This window comes from Bacteroidota bacterium, from assembly GCA_019637975.1.
GTDB lineage: Bacteria > Bacteroidota > Ignavibacteria > UBA10030 > UBA6906 > CAADGV01.
This window is the reverse complement of record JAHBUR010000011.1, coordinates 77,120-96,799: the sequence shown is the minus strand read 5'-3', so window position 1 is coordinate 96,799 and position 19,680 is coordinate 77,120. Positions and strand designations below refer to the sequence as shown.

General features: G+C 53.0%; 14 protein-coding genes. 7 read left to right on the top strand and 7 right to left on the bottom strand.

Going from position 1 to position 19,680, the window contains the following annotated elements:
- The first annotated feature begins 31 nt into the window (after positions 1-31).
- From KF749_08150 to KF749_08140, 3 genes are all read left to right on the top strand, one after another.
- Positions 32-1,159: a HAMP domain-containing histidine kinase gene (locus KF749_08150; protein ID MBX2991124.1), complete on the top strand. Its 1,128-nt coding sequence runs from the start codon at positions 32-34 to the stop codon at positions 1,157-1,159.
- Between the two features lie 281 nt (positions 1,160-1,440).
- Complete coding sequence (locus KF749_08145) at positions 1,441-2,763, top strand: glucosyl transferase (protein ID MBX2991123.1); 1,323 nt, start codon at positions 1,441-1,443, stop codon at positions 2,761-2,763.
- A 295-nt stretch (positions 2,764-3,058) separates the two neighbouring features.
- Positions 3,059-6,151, top strand: coding sequence for a T9SS type A sorting domain-containing protein (locus tag KF749_08140; GenBank protein ID MBX2991122.1), 3,093 nt, complete (start codon positions 3,059-3,061; stop codon positions 6,149-6,151).
- Positions 6,152-6,215: 64 nt separating this feature from the next.
- On the opposite strand, the gene KF749_08135 is transcribed toward KF749_08140, so the two are convergent.
- The 7 genes from KF749_08135 to KF749_08105 form a co-directional block, all read right to left on the bottom strand.
- Positions 6,216-7,352, bottom strand: coding sequence for a patatin-like phospholipase family protein (locus KF749_08135; protein ID MBX2991121.1), 1,137 nt, complete (start codon positions 7,350-7,352; stop codon positions 6,216-6,218).
- Positions 7,353-7,422: 70 nt separating this feature from the next.
- On the bottom strand, positions 7,423-8,103 hold the full coding sequence (locus KF749_08130; protein ID MBX2991120.1) for a uracil-DNA glycosylase: 681 nt from the start codon (positions 8,101-8,103) through the stop codon (positions 7,423-7,425).
- A 29-nt stretch (positions 8,104-8,132) separates the two neighbouring features.
- A complete protein-coding gene (locus KF749_08125; GenBank protein MBX2991119.1) occupies positions 8,133-12,017 on the bottom strand; it encodes a PAS domain S-box protein in 3,885 nt (1,294 codons plus the stop codon).
- Positions 12,018-12,195: 178 nt separating this feature from the next.
- Positions 12,196-12,927 (bottom strand): esterase family protein, encoded by a 732-nt coding sequence (locus tag KF749_08120; protein ID MBX2991118.1) that lies wholly within the window; start codon positions 12,925-12,927, stop codon positions 12,196-12,198.
- A 108-nt stretch (positions 12,928-13,035) separates the two neighbouring features.
- A complete protein-coding gene (locus KF749_08115) occupies positions 13,036-13,245 on the bottom strand; it encodes a DUF2007 domain-containing protein (GenBank protein MBX2991117.1) in 210 nt (69 codons plus the stop codon).
- 97 nt (positions 13,246-13,342) lie between these two features.
- The gene (locus tag KF749_08110; GenBank protein ID MBX2991116.1) at positions 13,343-13,855 is read right to left on the bottom strand and encodes a hypothetical protein; all 513 of its coding nucleotides are present in this window, start codon (positions 13,853-13,855) and stop codon (positions 13,343-13,345) included.
- A 13-nt stretch (positions 13,856-13,868) separates the two neighbouring features.
- Positions 13,869-14,375, bottom strand: a complete 507-nt coding sequence (locus tag KF749_08105) for a DUF2085 domain-containing protein (protein ID MBX2991115.1) — start codon at positions 14,373-14,375, stop codon at positions 13,869-13,871.
- Positions 14,376-14,596: 221 nt separating this feature from the next.
- Here KF749_08105 and KF749_08100 point away from each other — a divergent pair, with 221 nt between their 5' ends.
- From KF749_08100 to KF749_08085, 4 genes are read left to right on the top strand one after another with little or no spacing between them, the layout of a single operon-like run.
- Positions 14,597-16,537, top strand: coding sequence for a tetratricopeptide repeat protein (locus tag KF749_08100; GenBank protein MBX2991114.1), 1,941 nt, complete (start codon positions 14,597-14,599; stop codon positions 16,535-16,537).
- 15 nt (positions 16,538-16,552) lie between these two features.
- Positions 16,553-18,427, top strand: coding sequence for a hypothetical protein (locus KF749_08095; protein ID MBX2991113.1), 1,875 nt, complete (start codon positions 16,553-16,555; stop codon positions 18,425-18,427).
- Positions 18,427-19,140, top strand: a complete 714-nt coding sequence (locus KF749_08090) for a LysE family transporter (GenBank protein ID MBX2991112.1) — start codon at positions 18,427-18,429, stop codon at positions 19,138-19,140. Before KF749_08095 ends, KF749_08090 begins: the two co-directional genes overlap by 1 nt.
- Positions 19,141-19,179: 39 nt before the next feature.
- The gene (locus tag KF749_08085; protein ID MBX2991111.1) at positions 19,180-19,677 is read left to right on the top strand and encodes a DinB family protein; all 498 of its coding nucleotides are present in this window, start codon (positions 19,180-19,182) and stop codon (positions 19,675-19,677) included.
- Positions 19,678-19,680 lie beyond the last annotated feature (3 nt).

Sequence of the window (19,680 nt, the reverse complement as noted above, 5' to 3'; positions counted from 1 at the left end):
TCTGCTCACTGCCATTGCTATTGTGGTGGGCATGTTGTTTTACACGCGCGGCATGCTGGACAAGCTGCTCGCGAAGGAGCGGGAGATTGTTGATCTCTATGTCAAGTCGATCGAATATGTCGCCAGCGACAAGTCCAATTCCGGCGACATCAGTTTTGTGTTCGATGAAATCATCCGCACGATTGACTTTCCGATGGTGCTGACTGACGCGGAGAATAATCCCATCCAACCTCTTCGTGCCAGTGTACGCAACGTTGCGCTTGACACAACTCTTACACCTGACAAGCAGGAAGAATTCCTTAAATCCATCATCACCAAGCTCGACGAACAGAACATTCCCATCAAAGCGATGTTGGGAGATTCCACTGTGCTGAGCATTGTGCATTACGGCGAGTCGGATTTGATACGTCAGTTGCGCTGGCTGCCGTATGTGCAGATCGGATTGGCGGCAGTGTTCATTCTCCTCGCATACGTCGGCTTCAGCTACATCAAACGAAGCGAGCAAAGCAATATTTGGGTGGGGATGGCGAAAGAAACGGCGCATCAACTCGGCACGCCGCTTTCCAGCATGATGGGGTGGATTGAACTTGCGAAGGAACATGCAGGCGGAAATCCCGAATTGCGTGAAACGGTGAGCGAGATGTCCAACGATGTCGAGCGGCTCAATAAAGTTGCCGCACGGTTTTCCAAAATCGGCTCAAGTCCCGACTTGAAGCAGGAGAATCTCACCGAAGTGATTCAGGGCGTTATCACCTACATCTCCCGCCGCATCCCGAAGACGGGCAAGAGTATCGAGCTTGCGATTATCACGCCGGGAGAATTTCACGCGAAGATCAACCGGGAATTGTTCGAGTGGGTGATCGAAAACCTGATGAAGAACGCTCTCGACGCGATGGAGGGGCCGGCGGGGAGAATTTCCTTCCGCATCGAGCAATCGGGGCGGGCGACAACCATCGACGTGAGCGATACCGGCAAAGGCATCGACCCGAAGCATCACAAGGATGTGTTCCGCCCCGGCTACAGCACGAAAAAGCGCGGGTGGGGATTAGGACTTTCCCTCTCCAAGCGGATCATTGAAGATTACCACAAAGGGAAGTTGTTCGTGAAGCAAAGCGCGCCGGGTGCAGGGACGACGTTCAGGATTAAGCTGAGAGCGTGAGGAGTTGTTGAACACCGCAACACGCGATACGACGTAGTGCCAAACACAAAATAGCAATTCTCTTTCGCCCATTCTTACGATTGTTCTTGACTCTTCTTTGAGACAGATGTATATTGCCCACAGTCAAAGACAACTCCAGAGTTGCCTTCAATTATTCTTAACACTTCGTTCTTTGACGTGGAGTGATGTGGGTCCGGTAAGGCGCAGGGCTTGAGCAGGGACACACTCCCACACTCCCACACTCCCACACTCCCACACTCCCACTTTTCTTAGAGGTGAAGATGAAGAATCTACGTGCATTCATTCTCTGTTTCTTTCCCATAGTGTTAGGCTTACTTGCTGCCGAGGGGTGCAAGAAGGAGCCGCCCGTTGTGCCCGAGCCGACGCTCTCGCTCACTGCTGTTGACGCAAGCTGCACCGAAGCCTGGCTGAAGCCAACAACAACGCAACTCCCCGCCACCGTGCGCCTGCTGCGCGATGGCCAACGTGTTTCTGACCTCCGACTTCTGACCTCTGACTCTCTGGTTATTGACGAGGGTTTACTCCCCAACCGTGCATACACCTACCAACTGCAACGCCTCAACGACAACTCCACCGTGATAGAAACCAGCGCAAGCGCGCAGGTGACGACGATGGACACCACATCTCATGCCTGGCTTTTTGATCCGCCGGTGCTATTGGGAGATGGCAGTTCCTCGGTGCTGTACGATGTGGCCATTATCAACGATACGTTGGTGTATGCGGTTGGCGAAATTTACAAGCGGGATAGCTTGGGAAATTGGGACCCCAATGCGTACAACTTGGTGAAGTGGAATGGAAGGGAGTGGCAGTTGATGAGAATACAATTCTACACCTTTTGCGGCCAATCGGGGACGGGTTCGTATCCGACAAAATCGATCTTTGCGTTCAGCCCGACAGATATTTGGATCGGAATGGATGGGTCGCAAGTTGTTCGCTGGAATGGAGGGAGCCAGAGCGCGCCGACATGCACGCCGGTGTCAATCAACAAGCTATGGGGCAATTCATCAACTGGAGAGCTCTATGCGGTTGGTAATGGAGGTGGAATCGCAATCCGAAGTCCTTCCGGCACGTGGCGGCGCTTGGAGAGCGGGACGACGGGAAACTTGGTTGACGTATGGGGGTTCACCAACCCATTGAATGGGAATGCGGTGGTATTTGCAGTCGGCGGAACATCCAATGACGTTCGACTTCTCTCTCTTTCGCCTGCGGGTGCGCGTGATACACTCTCTTGGTATTCGACACTCTCTATCGGGAGTGTCTGGACAGTGAACAGGTTCAGAACCTACGTTTCGGGCGTGGGCATCTGGCGGTATAGACATCCATCCTGGCACCAGATGGAAGGAGTACCCCCATCGGTCTCTGTCAGGAGGATTCGCGGAAGCACGGATAACAATATTGTTGCTGTAGGCTGGCATGGTAGACTGGCTCACTTCAACGGTGTGAGCTGGAGAATGGCCACAGAGATTCCATCAAGTTACTATTTTGAATCGGTGGCAGTGTCCCAGGACATGGTGGTTGCGGTTGGGTATACGGTGAGCGGATTCTTTTCTGATCGAGCGCTCATCATAATGGGAAGGCGGTGATATCGCATGATGATGAAATTCATATAACTACGGGCGACGTTGCAGCGCCGCCCGCAGCAGAAAGGGCATATAAATTGGCTGTGCTCTGCGTGACGCCAAAGGCGTCAGCGTACGCCTTTTTATCTGCCTCTGTTAATCTAATGAACAGCAAACTAAGAATCAAAAGGGACATGCGAAGAACAAATGCCTTTTGATGCGCAAACATTCCGGTGCAAGGTGTCAAGGATGACGGCTCCTCGAAGCACCGGTTCTCTGCAATGCAGTTCAATTGACGACGAAAAAGGAGATTTCTCTCATGAAAACTATTATCGTATCAGTCTTATTGATCTTCGCTTGCGTCGGCGCGGTTGCCCAAGAAGTACCCTGTAACATCACGGGGGTCGGCTACGAGGCATGCGTCATTCACGATGACATCTACTGGCGGAGCGAGAATGAGTGGGCCGCATGGCATTCGGCTCAATTCTATCTTGATGGCATTCTGCAAACTAATTACAATAGTTACGACTACCGATGGTATGAACAAGTCGATGGTGTTGGAAATTGGATTCTTATACATAGCGGGTCAGGCATGGAGGGACGGAAAATGTGGATAGACAATGACATCAATGACTTAACGTATGTGTATGTCAGGATTATTGTTGATGGCGACACCATCACCTCATCAACCGTTACAACAGCCAAGTACGGATATCCCAAATTTGCGTCGCTGTACGCCCGCAAGGAGGACGGGACACCTCTTGCGGGCTTTTCTGCAGACACCATTGGGCGATGGTCTGGCTACAAGTGGGGGTCTTTAACATCGGGTGATTGGGCATCACCGGGTAGTTCTATCCCCATGAGTCACGGCGAAGAACTCAAGATCAAACCGAACATTGCGGGCTTGGGCGAAAAATTCCATAGAGGAGTAACGGCAAATGTTCTTGACCAGATTCGATATGCGAATTATGCTGCTTATCCGATCTATCCCCACCCACAGGAAAATAGCTTCACGTTTCACCATCGAGGATTCTGTGAGGCAACGATCAAAGCCGAACTTTGGGATGTCCCATCTGCGGCGGGGACCATCCAGTTCAAAGACCCGTGGTTGGAAGATGTAGTTGGGTACGGTGGCGAGAATAGAAGTCAGGGTATGTCGGCACCGTTCAAAACGAACAGCTCACCGTGGACGATTTCGACAACTTCCGAATACCGCGGCGTGTTCTTGAACCAAGTCCCGGATCCGCAAGATCCACTGAAGCCCTACTACTCCGTGGGAGCCCCGAACCCGAACACGTTTACCATCAACGGGAACAACTACTCAGCATATTTTCGGAACTGGGAGGGTTCGAGCGTGCAATATCAAAACGCCGATGCTGCCCAAACCGGTGTCGTTTTTACGAGTTCCGGCGCTATGGCAACAGCGAACTACAAGCTCCACCTCGCCTCCTCCTCGCCTGAAGCCGTGGCATTCAATAACCAGCGAAAAATCACGCGCGACAATCTCGGCTACTGGCACAAGGTATATCAATCGGCGGGTCTCATCTGGTACACACGCTCGCTGGACTTCAGTGGCACATCGTGGGCTCCGGAGAAATTGGTAAGCCCAATATTTGAAGGCTATCCTGAACAGGGCCGGTATCGTGACCCCTCTATTATCTATGTTCCCGAGGTGGCCACTGGAGGCGGCGGTGTGTTTGGAGACGGCGAAATGCCCGATGCACAAGAGCACAGAATTCGTATCGCGTATGAAATTTATGCAACGGATGAAAGCGAACACGGAATCTATGTCTGTGAACTTGATCTCAACGGAAACATTACCTATGGCCCCGAGCAACTCGGCTCACTGTGGCTGGGGCAGGGTGAGTCTGCGCGACCTGTTCTCGGTATTGCACGGGAAGGGAGTGAAAAGTACACGACAGCGTTTTACACACTTGTCACGTGGTATGATTGTGATTTGGATGAACTCCGGTGCATCATGTGGATGCCTGACAACTCGACCTCAGGCATAACAAATCTCGGGAGCGGTATTACCGCGTTCTCACTTTCGCCTTATGCCAATACACCTGACACGTGGCATCTTGCGTATATCGAATACAACAATGTGATGTATAGGCCGGTTATCGCATACCCCGGCTGGCCTCAAGCAGGAATACCGCAAACAGTTCTTGAAGGTGATGAATCGGTATATCTCAACGCGCCGTGTATTGCCTTGGTGAATGCGGGGCTTGATGGCGATACTATCGGCGTAACGTGGCAGGCCTACTACTGGGAGTTTGTCACCGGCGTAATACAGTACTCGCAGCGCAACACGCAAACGTGGAGCTATCCGGCAACGTGGGTGCCGTACTACACAACGGCAAGCTATGTAAAACCAAGCGTTACCGGAAGCATCGGGACACTGAAGGCCACAATAGCGTGGCAGACAACAGAAACGCCGTTGATGTACACCGTGCGCGGCCGTCCCAGCGCTTGGGGTTCGGTTGCTTCGAGGGGCGCAGGCGTTGACCCGACACTCAGCGCAGGCTATTTGGCGAACTCGTTTGAGTATCTCGTCTCGCGCGGCACAACAGCCCCGTACGCCATTCAGCGCCAAGGTATCACCATGACGGACGAAAACGAGGAAGGGGACAGCATGCCGTTGACCTCGGAAGGGCGCGGCGGCAGATTGATGTTTCGCAACGGCTCGCTGCACATTGCCGTGCTGGATGCTCAAGCGAACGAAATGCGGCTCGGGTTTGCGGAGATGAACGACACAGCGCGTATCACTCTCTCGCAGTTCGAGAATGTGCTTTCCACGGAGCCATTCGCGGGAACCGGGATGATGAAGCTGACGACATTGTTTACGGCAAAAGGTCAACTCCCGAACGGCATCAACATCCGCATGACCTTGCGCGATGCCGCAACGGGGAATGTTGTACAGAATCTCCGGACCTTCCACGTCGGCGACGACACACTTGTGACGTTCCAGACCGCGCTCAATCACGGCAACCGACAACTCAAACTTGTGCTTCAGCCTGTCGGGGTATCACAGTTAGGCCGCATCGATCTTGAACGCTGGTATGTGGTGGATGAGGCAGCATCATTGGCAAAGCAATTGGCTCATGCAACCGCACCAAACGGTTTGCCTGAGGTGTTTGCCGTTCATCCGAACTATCCCAACCCGTTCAATCCCTCTACCACAATCAAGTACGATCTCCCTGAGGCGGCGCAAGTGTCGTTAGTGGTTTACGATCTCTTGGGCCGGAAGGTCACGGAACTCGTAAGCGGCCCGAAGTCCGAAGGGTATCACTCTGCAATGTGGGATGCATCCGCTGTGGCGAGCGGCGTGTACTTTGCGAGGTTCACGGCAACGGATATGAGCGGAGGTGTGCGGTTGAACAAGGTGAGTAAGTTGGTGCTGACGAAGTAGCATACACAGCCATCAGCATAAAATCAAAAAGCCCGGCGAAAGTCGGGCTTTTGTGCAGCTACCTCTACAAACTCTCAACCCCGCGAACTCTATAAACTCCCCGCTCCTCCAATCCTGCAAGAACCTGCTTCGCCTTCTCCCTTCCCATTTCGAACGTTTCGCCTAACTTCGGCTGAACGAACTCGGTATCCTGCACAGGCAGTTCCTCGTCCGGCGCAATGATCACGGGATTGATAATCTGCTTGTTGCCCTGCTTGAACGAGAACTTCTGCTCTTCTTCCGCCAGCAATTCTTCAAGCCGTACCCGGTCGGCATCGTTGCGGACTGTGCCGAGGAGTTTTGCTTTCAGCGTGTTCCAGCGTTCGATGTCGTTGTTCACATCCTGCACCGATTCCATGTCCCGCCGGAAATAGAGGTTCGGCAGCAACTCCACCGCCGTGCGGATCAGCATCGAAAACACATTCGGGAAATTCCGGTTGATGCTTTCCTCCGTCTTGTTCGGATATGAAGGATACGTGTTGACGACAAACAACTCATTGATGTCGCCGGTTTGCAGAATCGTCTTCAAAGGAGTTTTGTTGGAGATGCCGCCATCGGCGTAGAGTTGGGGCGTGTCCTGCAAATGTTCGGGGATTTCCGGATCGACAACAACCGTCTTCACCGGCGGATAGGCAACGGTGGTAATCGTCGAGGCCATGATGTACTCTTTTGCTTTCTGCAAGTCGGGTTCGGTGGTGAGGCATTGCAGATATGCGGCGCCGGTGTGCAGCGACGTCAGCGAGACGAAGAAATCGTCAACCGTTCGCCGTGAACGGATGGCGTCAAGGTCGAGATAATGTTCGACGTACTTGTTGTACAGCGGCGTGTTGTCGAAAATGGAATCGACGCCGGCAAGTGTTGGCCATTTCTCGATGCGATGCGTTGCAAACTTCGCAATCAGCTTGAAAATCTCCCAGCCGCGAACCTTGTAGATGTCGTCGTTCGTCAGCTTCTTCCATTGGGTCTCGATTTCTACCCGTGCCGCTTTCAGGTCGGGAGCCTGCGCGATACTCATGCCGTTCAGCGCGCCGACCGAGGTGCCCGAAAGAATGTTGATGCGTCTCCCCGTTCGCTCAAAATACTCCAGCAATTCCACAAGCGCCCCGGCCTGGAACGCGCCCCGCGCTCCGCCGCCGGATAAGACCAAAGCAAGTTTACTCATGATGGTACCTGCAAGAAATCAACAATGCCAACAAATTCAATGCAATAAAGATAGAAAAGATAGGCGGGAGTTACAATCCTTCCGCCTTAATCAACCTTAAAATCCTTCTTGCCGAAACAAACACATCATCCAACATCTTCTCCGTTAATCTTCCCGTGAATGTATTCTGCTGGCTCGGATGAAATGAGGCGATGAAGGTCAATCCCTCAAACTCGTGCACAGCGCAATGCGCAAACTTCGGCTTCTTCTTGAACTCAATCTTGCCGGCATCACGAAAGGCATTCAATGCGGCTTCAAAACCGATCTTGCCAAGCCCGACAACAACCCGGACGTTTTTCAGCAACGCAATTTCTTTGAGAAGAAACGGGCGGCAATTGCTGATTTCCTTCGGAGTCGGCTTGTTCAGAGGCGGTGCGCAACGCAGTGCTGCTGTGATGTAGCAGTCGCCAAGTTTCAATCCGTCATCACGATGGAGAGATGTCGGTTGATTTGCGAATCCTGCTTTGTAGAGGGCTCTGTACAACCAGTTGCCGCTGTTGTCGCCGGTGAACATGCGCCCGGTCCGGTTGCCGCCGTGCGCTGCCGGGGCGAGGCCGACGAGCAACAGGCGCCCCTTCGGGTCGCCGAAACTTGGGATGGGTTTTGCCCAGTACTCTTCCTCTGAAAAGCGCCTGACTTTTTCTTTGCCGACTCTCTCGCGCCACCGGACAAGTCGGGGACAGGCCCGGCATGAAATTACTTGTTTTTGCAGGCGTTGGAGTTCAGACGACACAAGCGAATTTACGTTGTGGAAGGGTTGCCATCCAACACCTCTCGAATCTTCGTGAGCATATGGGTTGGATGATACGGTTTATTGATGATGTGCTGAAGTCCCTGATCGGTCAGCATGGCTTTGATAATCGGATCAATGAATCCGCTGGCGAGAATGAACTTCGCCGACGGATCGAGCGCCCTGATTGTTTTGAAGAGTTCGTCGCCGCCCATGCGCGGCAAGCCAAGATCGGAAATGATCAAAGCAATGTCTGCCTTGCGTTCCGAATAAATCTCCGAGGCCCGCATCCCGTCGGAAGCACTCAGGACAGTGTAGCCCTTTGACGTGAGCAACTCGGTTACCATTTCTTGCAGCATCGGTTCATCTTCCACGAAGAGGATTGTCTCGGTGCCGCGTGCCATCTTGGCGGCGGAAAGAAGCGAGCCATGGCTTTCGTCGAACCGGCGGGGTTGAACCGGGAAGCATATCATGAATGTCGTTCCCTGGCCGGGCGTGCTTTGGACGTCGATGAATCCTTTGTGAGTCTGGACAATGCCGTACACTGTTGCAAGACCCAGGCCTGTTCCTTTGCCATGCTCTTTTGTGGTGAAGAACGGTTCGAAGATACGGGCGCGTGTGGCCTCATCCATTCCAACACCCGTATCAACTACCGAGAGTACAACATACTCTGCCTCTGTTGCATCCGGCCACCGTTCGCGGATTTCGTCAGGAGGCGCAACATGCGTTGAAACAGTTAAACGTCCGCCTGTCGGCATTGCATCGCGGGCGTTTACAAACAGATTCAGCAACACCTGATGCATTTGGTTCGTGTCCGCAACGATCGATGGGATATCATCCTCGAGCGACGTCTCAATTACTATTGTTCTGGGAAATGTCTCACGCAAAAGGGTCGTCATCTCGATGATGATTTCGTTGAGCCGGACGGATTCGAGTAATACATCCGTTTTGCGCGCGAAGGTCAGCAATTGCTTCACAACTCCGACCCCGCGCTCAGTGGCACCCTGGATGATCTCCGTATGGTGCCGCGCCTTTTGAGGGATGGCACCCGACTCGCCCAACAATGTAGCGTGCCCGAGAATAATACCGAGGATGTTGTTGAAATCGTGAGCAATGCCGCTGGCGAGAGTACCGAGGCTTTCCATTTTTTGAGATTGAAGAAGATGTTCTTCCAACTGCTTCTGCACGGTCTTGTCCGACACGTAGCCCATCAACTGGGTCAGGTTGCCCTGTTCGTCGAACGTTCCGACGATATTCTCGAGTATATGGACCTTTCTTCCATCCATCCGGCGGAGTGTCAACTCGAAGTTCTGCAACTGCCTCTTCTTGCGTAGCAAATCAAGCATGGTATTTCGTTGCTCGACGCTTTCGTATAATCGTGTGGCGTTTGTACGCATTGCCTCTTCCCGGGAAGCAAATCCGAAAATCCGGAGGAATGCGGGATTGCAGTCGGCGAATGTTCCGTCGGGATTTGTGATGAAGATGCCCGTCAAATCCTCCTCGAAGAAACGACGATAGCGTTCTTCGCTCTCGCGCAACATCTGCTCCGACCGAATCCGCTCGGTGATATCCGTGGACACGCCTACAACACCCAGCAGTTTGCCGTTACGATCAAAGTATGGAGAGTACAGCGTGTCAAAAATATGCCCCTCGACATTGGCCGTTGCCCTTGTGGCTTCGCCGCTGAGGGAACGTTGAATGCCCTCTACCACCTCGGGGTAGTTCTTGTACAATTCCAAGGCGGAGAGACCTACTACTTGTCCGGGCTGCAATCCGAGATTCGCAAGCGCGTGTCCTTCGGAAAGTTGGAACACGCCGTTCTTGTCAAGAACGAAGATGATTGCCTGGGCATTCTGAACAACCGACCGGAACTTCTGTTCGCTTTCCCGCAACGCATCTTCGGTTCGTTTGCGCTCGGAGATGTCGTTCACGACGGAGAGAATGCCCCGTTGCCCGTTGGGCAGCGAGATTGCTGTTTCGCGCAACTCGACAATACAGGGCGAACCATCCTTTCTGAGGTTTACGACTTCGTGGTCGAGCGTTTCCCCGGAGAGTATTCTTTTCAGATGGGCATCAACCCTCGCATATTCTTCCACCGGCACCAACATATGAATCTTCCTGCCAACCATCTCGGCACGCGAGTAGAGATGCGTTTTGTTGAAGGTATCGTTCACCTCGAGAATAGTCCCAGAGGCATCGAGCAGCATGATACCGGCGGGAGAAAGATTGAACAGCGTTCGATACCGTTGTTCCTTTGCTGCAAGTTCTTCTTCGGCGCGCTTGCGTTCAGTTACTTCCGTGTGTGTGCCGAGCATGCGTACGGGGCGACCCTCCTTGTCCCATTCCACAATCCTGCCGAGCGAGAGAATCCATTTCCAATTGCCGGACTTTGTCTTCTGCCGGAACTCCACACGGTACTCATTTCGCCTGCCTGCCACATAGTCTTCATATATTCGCGTTACTTCCCCGTGGTCATCCGGATGAAGTCGTTCACGCCACCGCGCATTCGTTTCATGGAACTCGTCGGGCTCATAGCCCAACATGCGGGCGTATTCCGGACTCACAATCGCCTCGCCGGTCCTCAGGTCAAGATCATAGAGACCCTGACTCGACGCCATGAGTGCAAGCCTCAACCGTTCTTCGTTTTCTCTCAGGGCCTCTTCCACGCTTGCCCTCGTTGTGATGTCACGATCAATGCCGCGGTACCCCCGGAGGGTTCCAGTCCGGTCGAACACTGGTACGCCGCTGGTTTCAAACACCAGAATATGGCCTTCGCGGTGAACGTTCAAGTTCCTGAGATTTGTAAACGGCACCTTTTCAGACATGACCCGTTCGACTTGCGGCCGAAGGATACGCGCCTCGTCCGGTGCCATGAAATCAAACGGTGTTTTTCCGATCACTTCCGACGGTGTGTAACCCAGTATTTTTTCGATCTGCGGACTGGCGTACGTGTACACACAACGGGCATCCACCTCCCATATGAAGTCGCTTGTAGTTTCAACCAGTGCGCGAAAGGTATCCTCGCTTCTGCGCAACGATTTGTCGCTTCTCCGTCGCACCTCGGCGTTTGCGAGAATCTCCGCCAACACTTTCAGCAGAGCCGTTTCCTTTTCGGCGTACTGCCGCGGTTCCCTGACGGCATCAAACCCTACAAAGCCGAGAAGTTCCTTGTCGTATAACATTGGAAAGAGGATGAGAGATTGGATGTGCTGCGGCTCGAGTATCGCGCGGAAACTGTGTCCTGCAGGGAGGTCTGAAACTGCGGGAAGGACATACACTTCCCCCCTCCAGTGTGCCTGCACAGCATCCGGCATCACAAGGTTGTGGGGGATATTCTGCGAGTTGTGAATTTCCCTGGATATTCCCTCGGCACACCACTCGTGCGTATTGCTCATCGTTTCCGTCTCGAAGTCGTAGCGGAACAGGTACGCCCGATCGGCTTGAACGAACTTCCCGATTGTTGCCAGCGCCTCATTAATGGCTTCGTCGGTTCTTTCGATGGGGATGTTGACGAAGTTCGTTGCCATGCGCATCAACAGTTCCTGCAACTCGGAACTTTGCCGCAAGGTCTCTTCGGTCCGCTTCTGAGCGGTAATATCCTTTGCGAGTACTACTTCAACACTACATCCTGCAAGTTCTGTTGCATGTGACGTCACTTCCACGTCGATCAGATCTCCGTTCTTCGAACGATGTTGCACTCGTCCCGCGAGATCGGGACACACATCGTCTGCTTTCATCGCGAGAAATTCATCCCGCGAATACCCGTACAACATCAGAGCGGCACCGTTCACATCAAGAATACGAAGCGATTTCCTATCAAACACCCACGAAGGAATCGGCATATTCCGAAACAGGAGATGAAATGCGCGATCATGTATCTGTGATGCTATTGACATAGTTGAAGGTAACTTCTTTGTACAGAACGTGTTTAGAAGGGGCAGTTCTTACGCGCGGGAGCAAAGAGGGGACCGCCGTACAGCAAACAGTACAAACAAAAGGTACGTTGATAGGTGACGAGAAGCAACAAGAACCTGGCGGCGCGCGACGCGATTCACGGCCGGCGTTGCAAGAGTATCAGAAGCACGTTCCCAATACATGCGGCAGCATTTTTCTCCACGTTGGCCACTCATGAGGTATGTCGTGTCCCCACAAATCGACTACATGGGGAATTCCCTTTGCCTCGAGAATTCTGCCGAGTTGCAGTGATCGCTCCGGCGCTTCATAATCGCCCTGTCCCGAAAGAATGTAGATGTGATGCTTCGACCGGAGGTTGTTCAAGACATCTTCATCGTTCAGATTGGGCAGATAGTCCGCCGGCGAATTGAAATAGCAATTATCATCATAGTAGCCGTTCGTGTACGATTTCAGGTCGTACGTGCCGCTCATGGCTATCGTGCCGTCGAACAGGTCGGGTCGGCGAAATAACGAGTTTGCCGCATGCAAGGCGCCGAAGCTGGCCCCTGTGGTGATGATTGGCGTGTCGTGACTCGTTTTGCTTCGAATAAACGGAACAACTTCTTCTACAACATAGTGGTTGAACTGTTGATGCCGGATTGCCCTGTACGGCGGCGGGATGTGACTGTTCAACCATGATTCATTGTTGATGCTGTTGATAGAGAACGCCTTGAGGATACCTGCATCAATGAACGGCGCAATCGAGTCGATCAACTGGAATCGTTCATATTCCAGATAGTCTGCTGCCGCGGTCGGAAACATCAACAACGCAAAACCGTAATGGCCGTAAACGGCAATCTCCATTTCTTTGTTCAAACCCGGACTATGCCAATGGTGGATTTCTCGATTCACGCAGAGTACTCCTTAGGATTTGGGAACAGACACGAAGGGGGAATGCAACAACAGCACGATCAAGCTACAGAAGTAGCCCGACAAAATCAATTCGGTCAGAAAAAGGGACTATGCCAGCTTCTCGTGGAGTACCGCTTCCGCCTCCTGCCGCTTTCCTTCATCTACCAGGACTCGAACGCCCGATGTCTGCTGCAGCGAAGGCAGCATTCCTCCTGCATCATCCTTGATGAGACGCGCTTCGATGCCGGCAGCTTCAAGATGCCCGATAGCGATTTCGGCTTCGAGTTCGTTTTCAAATTCAGCGATTACGATTTTCATGCCCTGTGTCATGATTCCCTGTCATTCTCTCCTTCGTTTTTGGACGGGGGGGAGAACACAACAGATGCTTCAGCCCCCAATACGTTGTTCACCGTCATCACGGCATCTGTGTCGGAGGCTGCATGTTCATCATTTGCTTTTTCGGTTTCAGAACCGAGTAGCCGATGAGGCCGCCAACAAGCCCGAAGATCACATCGATAATGAGGCCGATAACGAGATTGAAGACGGAGACCTCGCCTTCACGAATCCCTTGCTCCATTTGATCCCACGCTTCAGGCGGAATATTGTCCTTGAAGCTCTCCATAAACTGCAGCATCATATCGCCGCCTACGTTACCGGCGAGATTAAGAATGATGATGGAAAGCAGTCCGCCGACAACACCGCCGAACACGCCGGCAAGCGCGCCGAGTTGCATTCCGTCGCTGCTCGTGAGCGGAGGCATCCCGGGCAGCAATTCCTTCTTGTAGAAAAAAACGGCCATAAATCCGCCGAACATTACTCCGGCGCAGCAAAGACAGTTGATAAGGTTCAGTCCGGGGACAGCGCCGATCACTGCCATGATAATGCCTCCGTACAACGCGGGCATCAGCATACTGGGTTTTTCTTGCATGGGGATATCCTTTCTAATTGTCAATGATAGTACTTACTGCGGATCTTTGAACGACAAGCTGCTGCACGCCTTCGATTGCAGCGGGAAGAATAACAAACGGAAGAACCAGTCCGAGTAACGCTCCAGTGATCGTTCGCGTCAGGAATGTCGAATCGTGAATCCCTGCAAACTCCCCCACAACATCCAACAGCATCGGCAGCAACACAGCGAAGAGAACAAACCGGGTGCGAACGGAGTTGTGGAACAGGGGAGAGATGCGACGATGGAGAAACGGGAACACAAACGTTCCCGCTAAGAATGCAAAATAGACGGATGAACAGCGTGAACACACCGCCAACTTCTCGCCGAAAAAGAAGAACGACCTTTCCGGCAACTGATGACAGATGGGTCGAAAAATCTGATAGACGGAAACGCTCAACGGCGATGCTGCTGCAGCCAGATACGGCGCCGTTACAATTGCCGTGCACCATGCAAACGCGCTGACAAGAATCACGAGGTATGTTGTTCGCGGAAGATTCATGAGGGATTGAAGGAACGATTCTGAAGTGCTGCGACCGAAGAAACTTAGGCGAAAATCGGAGGAGAATCAAGTGTGACTCGTTCCGGGGAGGATTCTGAATGGCTTGAGAATCGGCGGCTGGACGTTCCTTTGACGTATTTTTCGTCTGATTGCACATTCCGAACGTAATCCGTATTATGGGTTCAGGATCATCCTGATCGAACATCCCTCGACAACAGTTCATGCCTGTACTTAAGAACTTCTTCGCAGAACTCAGATCGCGCGGCGTGCGCAAGACTCTCGCGATTTACATGAGTTCCGGACTCACGACCATCGGTATTGTGAGGCTCTTTACGGACGTGTACAAACTCCCTCCATGGATTTTCCCGCTCGTCGTGACCCTTTTAACATGCGGGCTCGTAAGTGCATTCTTGTTTGCATGGTATCACGGCCAGGAGGGAAGACAGCCGTTCGGGAGGAAGGAGGTACTCCTTCATGCCTTGGTAGGAATTGTGGCAGTATATCTCTCGGCACGGATGGTGTATGCACCCCCGGCTTCTTCGCCCCAACGTCTAGGGAAATCCATCGCCGTTCTTCCGTTCACGAACATGAGCGGGTTGAAGGAGGATGAGTACTTCAGCGACGGGGTAACGGAAGATATTCTCACCCAGCTTGCGAAGATCAACGACCTGAGAGTGATTGCCCACGGGACGGCACTCAAGTACAAGGACACCAAGAAGACTGCGCGGGAAATCGGCAACGAGCTTGGCGTGGCTGCGATCGTGACGGGCGGGATGCGGCGCGACGGCGACCGTATACGGATCAGCGGGCGTCTGATCAGTACAACTTCCGACGAGTACCTGTGGGCAGAGACCTACGACCGTGAATTCAAGAATATTTTCGCAATTCAGAGTGAAGTCGCGGGACGCATCGCGGAAGCATTGCGAGCGCGCATGACGGAAGAAGAAACCCATCGCGTGAACGTACCTCCCACCACAAACCTCGAAGCATATGCACTCTATCTCCGGGGCCGCGATCTGAAGGGGAAAGGAACATCCGAGGCAAATGAGCAGGCGGTCGCTGTGTTGCAGAAGGCAATTGCTCTTGATCCTCGCTACGCGCTCGCCTACGCGGAGCTCGGATTGGCCTACCGCCAACGGTACATCGCCTACGGTTTCCCGGGTGAATGGGCGGACTCAGCCGTCGCACTCGGCCAGCAGGCTGTTGACATTGACCCTTCGTGCGCAGAAGGCTACCGAACTTTGGGAAGCGGATACGAAGCGCTCGGTACATACAGCAGGGCGTTGGAGAGTTATAACAAGGCTATCCAACTAAGCCCGAACTACGCCGCCGCGATCGCCGGTGTCGGCTGGGTGGCCTTCTATCTCGGCAAGCTCGATGAGGCTCTGGCTTGGATGCGGAAAAGCGTCGAGCTCGCGCCGGATGAGGCATCGCGGTATGTGAATGTCGGGTTGATGTGCAATCTCCTCGGCGAGGATTCCATCGCTGTGCTCTGGTTCAACAAGTCGCTCACTGTGGAACCGGATATTCTCGTTACCACATACTACCACAAAATTTATCTCCATCTCTTCCAACGCAATATCGCCGAAGCAAGAAGACTCGCAAAAATAGGACTTGAGAAATCTCCCGATGATCTTTGGATACTTCATGCTTCGGGTGACGTCGAGTCCATCGCAGGCAACTATGCGCGGGCGAGGGCGCATTATGAACGGGCTGTGAAACACTCCTCGCTTGTAGACGGGCCCGGAAACCAACTTGCCTTTACTATGCTGAAGTCAGGCGAGACACGTGCGGCGCATGCCATTCTCGACTCGAACCTCGCGATCTATAAAAGGAGAAGCGGCGACAATCCGGAAGACTCGCACAACCCTCTTGTCGTTGCAACGATACTCGCAGTCAAGAACAACCCCGAGGAAGCTTTGACCTGGCTTCGCATTGCCGTCGAGTTGGGGTACTCCGAGCACCGCTGGCTCACGGTCGAACCGATGATGGAGAATGTACGGCAGGAGCCGGGGTTCCGCGCGATCATGGACGCACTCGGGAAACGTTTGAATACCATGCGCGACAAGGCAAAGTTGGAGGGACTGTTTCGCAGCCCCGATCAGCATGCATCATCAAGCACGGAGTACGCGTCAATGAGTGCCAACTACCAGACACGCTGATTCACAGATACCAGCATGCCACAATTCAGGACATTTCTTGCCGAACTCAAAGCGCGCAACGTACGCAAGACGCTGGCGATTTACATGAGTTCCGCCCTGACGACTATCGGTATTCTGCGATTGCTTACCGATGCGTACAGCCTTCCGAAAACCTTGTTTCCTGTAGTCGTCACGCTGTTGGTGTTTGGCGTAGCGAGTGCATTTCTGTTCGCCTGGTACCATGGCAAGGAGGGACGCCAGTCTTTCCGCCGGAAAGAAGTACTTCTGCACCTCATAATTCTGTGTGTTGCCGCAGCAATCTCGTTTCGTGTCGGAACTTCGCCGGGGAAACAGGAATCATCCGAGCCGGCCGGCAAAACCATAGCCGTTCTTCCATTCACGAATTTGAGTGATAACAAAGAAGACGAGTATTTCAGCGACGGCATCACGGAGGATATTCTCACACAACTCTCAAAAATCGGTGACTTGAATGTCATCTCGCGAACATCCGTTATGAAGTACAAGGATACGCGGAAGTCCATTCGCGAGATTGCCGCGGAGCTCGGGGCAACAGCCATCCTCGAAGGGAGCGTACGGCGTTCAGGTAATCGTGTCCGCATTACAGGCCAGCTCATTCAGGCCCGCGAAGACAAACACATCTGGGCGGAGATGTATGATCGCGAGATCAAGGATATCTTTGCCATTCAGAGCGAAGTCGCTCACAGCATTGCCCGTGAACTCAAAGCGCGTCTCTCGCCGGAAGAGCAGAAGCTTCTGCAGGCCGAGCCGACGAAGAATCTCGAGGCATACGGACTCTTTCTGAAGGCAAGAGATTTTCAGAACAAGCGCACACTTGAAGGAAACAGGCGTGCCGTGGAGCTTCTGCACAATGTGATCGCGCTTGATTCGGGTTACGCTGCCGCATATGCGCTTCTTGGCATGGCGCATATCTCCCGCTATCTTGCGTTCGGTTTTTCCAGTGCTTCTGTCGATACGGGGGTCATATACGCGCAAAAAGCGATTGCGCTGGATCCGGAAATCCCCGACGGCTTTCATACGCTCGGAAAGGGATATGAGGCAATCGGCAAGTTGTCGTTGGCTCTGCCGCAGTACAATCGCGCCATTGCATTGAGTCCGAACTACGCTCCGGCGTTTGCGAGCATCGGCTTCATTGAATTCGGATTCGGCCGCATCGACCACGCGGTTGCCTGGATGCGCAAAGGCGTGACCCTGACGCCTGACGTTGCTTCACGGTATGTTAATGTCGGGAGTATGTATGATTTTCTCGGCGAAGACTCCCTGGCGCTTCAGTGGTACCGCCGTGCATTGGCATTGGATGAACATTTGATAGTGGCGCATTGGTCGTTGATCTATCATTACCTGAACCAGGGAGATGCGAAGCAGGCCCGATGGCATGCCGCAAAGGCGTTTGAGGCATCGCCCGAGGACGTTTCCGTTCAACATGCTGCCGGTGATATCGAGATGGTGAATGGCAATTACACGCTTGCATACGATTACTACCGGAAGTCGGTAGCGGGGTCATCATATCACGACGGACCGGGAAACCAACTCGCATTCACATTGCTGAAGCTGGGAAGGACTCAGGAAGCGCATGCTATTCTCGATATGAATCTCGCATACTTCACAACGCAAAGTTCGCTCTCTCCGGAAGATGCATACAATCCTGTCGCGGTTGCTACCATCCATTCCATCAGGTCACAACCGAAGGATGCTGTGGCATGGCTGCGCACGGCTGTGGAACGAGGCTGGCGTGACTATCGGTGGGCGAAGATTGAGCCTATGTACGAAGCGCTCCGCTCCGACTCCGGATTCCGGAATCTCATGAACGACCTGCGTGCGCGCATCGAAGCAATGCGTCTCCGGGCAAAAGAACGAGGATTGCTCGACTGATGGCGACCGCCCTTCTGCTCGGCATATTGCTCGGCTTTGCACTCTCAATCCCGCCCGGCCCTCTTTCGCTAGCTTTCATGAAGAAGGCGGTCAGCAAGCAATATTCCGCTGCGTTCATGGTGGCATTCGGCGCGGCGGTGATGGATATCTTCTACAATCTCGTTGCTGCCTCCGCTTCCTCTGCATTGGTCGTCTGGTTGAGCGATCTCTTTGTAGAGAACAAATGGCTTTCCCTCGTTTTTCAAACCCTTTGCTTTTTAGTTTTGATTGTGCTGGGTATCCGCTACCTGCTTGACAAGCACGATATGAAGGGGGAACGGAACATCGTTGAACGTGAGCGTGCTACAGAGGAACGTGTGCGCAAAATCGGGCGCGGCTCGCCGTTCTTTCTCGGAACGCTGATAGCGTTCACCAATCTTGCGACTCCTACATTCCTGCCGTCAATGATTGCTGCAATCAGTTACTTGCATGCGGAGGGCTTCCTTGAGCGTTCTCTTTCCGCCAACTTCATGTACGCGGTCGGATTTGGCGTGGGAACAACGATATGGTTTTCCGTCATCCTTCGGTTCATCATGAAGCATCACGCCAAACTTTCTTCTGCATTTATCACTACAATCTACAAGATCGCGGGAGGGGCGTTGGTGTTGTTCGCTCTTGCGCTTGCGTATAATGTTGCCGTAAATACGGAATGGCCCGCTGTTCTGGGCAATTGAAACAAAATCTCTTCTTCATCAACAAGAAAGGAGAACGTCATGACATTGCTGGAAATAAAAACATTACACGCCTACAATGCGTGGGCAAGCAACCAGATATTCGATGTGCTTGCAACAATGCCGACCGGGCAATACATGCAGGATATGAAGGCAAGTCACGGCAGCATTCATAACACGCTCGTACACATGGTGGGAGCAGAGAAAGTCTGGCTTGAACGATTTCAGGGCGCTGCGCAGCCGTTCCTCTCCGAGAACCCTCCCCCTTCATTGGCCGAAGTTAAAACAATCTGGGGGAAAACCGGCTTCGATACGGCAAAATGGCTCGGAGCGCAATCGGACAAATCGTTGCAGGGGACATTTACCATGAAGACTGCGAAAGGTGACAGCTACACGCATGTTTTCTGGCAGACGTTCCAGCACGTCGTCAATCACTCAACGTACCATCGGGGACAGATCATTACCATGATGCGGCAGCACGGCGTAAAACCGCCCTCCACCGATCTGATTCGATTCTATCGGGAAGTGAAACCGGGATGAGCA